The organism is Archangium sp. (assembly GCF_036389735.1).
Taxonomy (GTDB): domain Bacteria; phylum Myxococcota; class Myxococcia; order Myxococcales; family Myxococcaceae; genus Archangium.
The window spans coordinates 1-3,187 of sequence record NZ_DASVWK010000934.1 but is presented as its reverse complement, the minus strand read 5'-3'; the positions used below and the strand labels follow the sequence as shown (position 1 = coordinate 3,187).

General features: G+C 72.5%; 5 protein-coding genes. 4 read left to right on the top strand and 1 reads right to left on the bottom strand.

Annotated elements, in window-relative coordinates; genetic code table 11:
* From VF794_RS33075 to VF794_RS33060, 4 genes are all read left to right on the top strand, one after another.
* Window positions 1-1,096 (top strand): DUF6986 family protein (locus tag VF794_RS33075; RefSeq protein ID WP_331117107.1); only part of this gene is annotated, 1,096 nt, incomplete at its 5' end.
* 107 nt (window positions 1,097-1,203) lie between these two features.
* Entirely contained in the window at window positions 1,204-1,932 is a 729-nt protein-coding gene (locus tag VF794_RS33070; protein WP_331117106.1) for a DUF6249 domain-containing protein, read from the top strand.
* 13 nt (window positions 1,933-1,945) lie between these two features.
* A complete protein-coding gene (locus VF794_RS33065) occupies window positions 1,946-2,494 on the top strand; it encodes an RNA polymerase sigma factor (RefSeq protein WP_331117105.1) in 549 nt (182 codons plus the stop codon).
* Window positions 2,491-2,784, top strand: a complete 294-nt coding sequence (locus VF794_RS33060; RefSeq protein WP_331117104.1) for a hypothetical protein — start codon at window positions 2,491-2,493, stop codon at window positions 2,782-2,784. Before VF794_RS33065 ends, VF794_RS33060 begins: the two co-directional genes overlap by 4 nt.
* Window positions 2,785-2,796: 12 nt before the next feature.
* Here VF794_RS33060 and VF794_RS33055 read toward each other — a convergent pair.
* Window positions 2,797-3,187, bottom strand: a 391-nt coding sequence (locus VF794_RS33055; protein WP_331117103.1) for a TlpA disulfide reductase family protein, incomplete at its 5' end; no start/stop codon positions are given.

Sequence of the window (3,187 nt, the reverse complement as noted above, 5' to 3'; positions counted from 1 at the left end):
GGCGGAGACCGTCCGGGCGCGCGTGGTGGCCAGGCTGCTGCGCGAGGCGGTGGAGGACTACCGCATCGACTTCGAGGATGGTTACGGCCACCGGCCGGACGCCGAGGAGGACGGGCACGCGGTGGCCGCCGCGGAGGAGCTGGCCCGGGGCCTGGCGGGAGGCACGCTGCCGCCCTTCATCGGCATCCGCGTCAAGTCCTTCACCGAGGAGCTCCTCGACCGTGCCGTCCGCACCCTGGACCTCTTCCTCTCCACGCTGGTGGGGAGGACGGGCGGGCGCCTGCCGCCGCACTTCGTCGTCACCCTCCCCAAGGTGACGCTGCGCGAGCAGGTGGTGGCGCTCGACTCGGTGCTGGGCCAGTTGGAGGCGGGCCTGGGGCTGGAGCGGGGCACGGTGAAGGTGGAGCTGATGGTGGAGACGCCGCGCTCCCTCTTCGACTCGAAGGGGACGCTGGCCCTGCCCGGGCTGGTGGCCGCCGCCAACGGTCGTTGCTCCGCCGCGCACTTCGGCGCGTACGATTACACCGCCGCCTGCGACATCACAGCGTCCTGCCAGCACCTGCTCCACCCGTCGTGCGACTTCGCCCGGCACGTGATGCAGGTGTCCCTGGCGGGGACGGACGTCCACCTCTCCGATGGGGCCACCACCGCCATGCCCGTGGGGCCGCACAAGGCGCCCAAGGGCGGCGCCCTCACCCCGGCCCAGCAGGAGGAGAACCGCGCCGCCGTGCACCGCGCGTGGCGCCTCCACGCCGACAACGTCCGTCACGCGCTGACGAATGGTTTCTACCAGGGGTGGGACCTGCACCCGGCCCAGCTTCCGGTGCGCTACGCCACGGTGTACGCCTTCTTCCTGGAGGGGCTGGACGACGCCTCGCGCCGGCTGCGCGCCTTCATGGACAAGGCCGCCCAGGCCACGCGGCTGGGGGATGTCTTCGACGACGCCGCCACTGGCCAGGGGTTGCTCAACTTCTTCCTGCGGGGCCTCTCCTGCGGGGCCCTCACCGAGGACGAGGCCCGCGCCGCCGGCCTCACCCTGGAGGAACTGCGCACCCGCTCGTTCCTCGCGATCCTCCAGGGACGGCGCGGGAGCTGAACCGTCGAGGGCGAACACAGGCCCTTGGGGAAAAATAACCGGGGTGAATCCAGAAGGCCGGGTCCGGGAGTCTCAACGCCGCGAAATCCGACGGAAGGAGTTCCTCCATGAAGGTTCAGTTCGTTGCCGTGTGCCTCCTGGCCACCCTCGCGGCGGGGGGGCGGGCCTGGTCCGCGCCCCAGGCCGAGGCCCCTGTCTCCCCCCCTGCCGCCCCCACCACCGCCCCCGTGGCGCCGCTGCCCCCGAGGCTCGAGGCCCAGCGGCAGCGGCTGGAGGCCCAGCGCGAGGAGCTGAAGGCCCAGCGCGAGGAGCTGGAGGTCCAGCGGAGCCAGCTCGAGGAGGAAATCCAGGAGCTGGAGGCCGAGGCGCGAGAGGTCGACCCGAAAGGGCGGCTCACCCCGGAGCAGCTCTTCACGCTGCTCCAGGAGCGCGAGCGCCGCGGGGCCAACGACGAGGTGGACCCCGTCCCCGCCGTCATCGGCGTGATGTTCTCCAGCTGCTCGCTGACGGCCTTCCTGGCGTGGCTGCTGGCCAACAACCGCAAGCAGCGCCTGCTCCACGAGACGGTGCGGCTGATGGTGGAGAAGGGAGCGGAGATTCCCTCCGCGCTGCTCGCGCCGCCCGTGCGCAAGCGGTCGGACCTGCGGCGGGGCATCATCCTGTCCTCGACCGGGCTGGGGTTGGCCCTCTTCCTGGCGGCCCTTCCCGACATGCCCGGGGCCTGGGGGGCAGGGGTGACGCTCTTCCTCCTCGGTGTGGGCCATCTGCTCGTCTGGCGTCTCCAGCAGGTGAAGGGCCCCTGGTCGTCCGCCCTCGCCTCGGAGCTCCAGTCGTAGCCCCTCGCGTCCCATGTCCTCCCCTCCCGACAGCCCCTCGGACACCGAGCTCATCACCCGGGTGCTCCTGCGGGATGACCGGCACGCGTTCGGCGTGCTGGTGGCCCGGCACCAGTCGGCCGTGCGCGGCCTGCTGCGCCGGTTGACCGGGGGAGACCTGGCGCAGGCGGACGATCTGGCGCAGGAGACCTTCCTGCGCGCCTACCGGGGGCTGCGCGGCTACCGGGGCGGAGCGAAGTTCTCCTCCTGGCTCTACCGGATCGCCTGCAACGTGTTCTTCAGCCGGGACCGGGGCAGCCGCCTCGCCGCGCCCGAGCCGCTCGAGCTGGAGTCCGGCCTCTCCGACGTCTCCCTCCCGGACGCCCTCCTGGAGCGGTACGACCTGGAGCGGGCGCTGGCCTCCCTCAAGCCCCGCGAGCGGGCCGCGCTCGTCCTCACCTACGCCAACGAGTTCACCCACGAGGAGGCGGCCGTCATCCTCGACTGCCCCCTGGGAACGCTCAAGACCCACGTCGCGCGCGCGAAGGAGAAGTTGCGCCGACAGCTCGAGGAGGTCCCATGAATGGCCCCCATGAAGAGGCCTGGCTGGACACGCTGCTCCAGAAGCAGCTCCCGTCCGGGCCCGAGGCCGATGGCTTCCAGCTCCAGGTGCTGGACCGGTTGCCCCCGCGCGAGCGGCCCTGGCACCGCGCCCTCTGCCTCGGCGCCACGTGGGCAGTGGCGCTCGCCGTCCTGCTGCTGCCCTCGGGGGACTCGGTGCTGGGGGCCGCGGCGGTGGAGACGGGCAACCTCGTCGTCCCCTTCAGCCTCGGGACGGCCCTGCTGTGGTACCTCGCCGACTGGCTGCCCTGAGGGCCCGGGAGGCTACAGCCACATCCGCCAGAGCAGCCCGAGCCGGGTGGTGTAGCCGACGGCCGCCCGCTCGAGGCGGCCCTCGGAGGACACGAAGAAGGTGGTGGGGAACTGCTCGACGCGGAAGTCCCGCCGGAGCGCCTCGTCTCCCAGGAGCACGGGGTAGTCCACCGCGTGCTCCCGCGCGAAGCGGCGCACGTCCTCCTCATCCTCGTAGGCCACCGCCACGGACAGCACGTGCGCCGAGTCGCCCACCGTGCCTCGCAGCGCCGAGAGGGTGGAGGACTCGACCTCGCACACCCCGCACCAGGGCGCCCAGAAGGCGAGCACCACCGGCTTGCCCCTCAGCTCGGACAGCCGCACCTGCTCCCCCGAGAGGGTGCGCAGGGTGAAGTCCGGCGCG

What these genes read in the sequence shown, in the direction of transcription:
- VF794_RS33070 (WP_331117106.1), top strand. Translation starts at nt 1,204, where the DNA reads ATGAAGGTTCAGTTCGTTGCCGTGTGCCTCCTGGCCACCCTCGCGGCG.
- VF794_RS33065 (WP_331117105.1), top strand. Translation starts at nt 1,946, where the DNA reads ATGTCCTCCCCTCCCGACAGCCCCTCGGACACCGAGCTCATCACCCGG.
- VF794_RS33060 (WP_331117104.1), top strand. Translation starts at nt 2,491, where the DNA reads ATGAATGGCCCCCATGAAGAGGCCTGGCTGGACACGCTGCTCCAGAAG.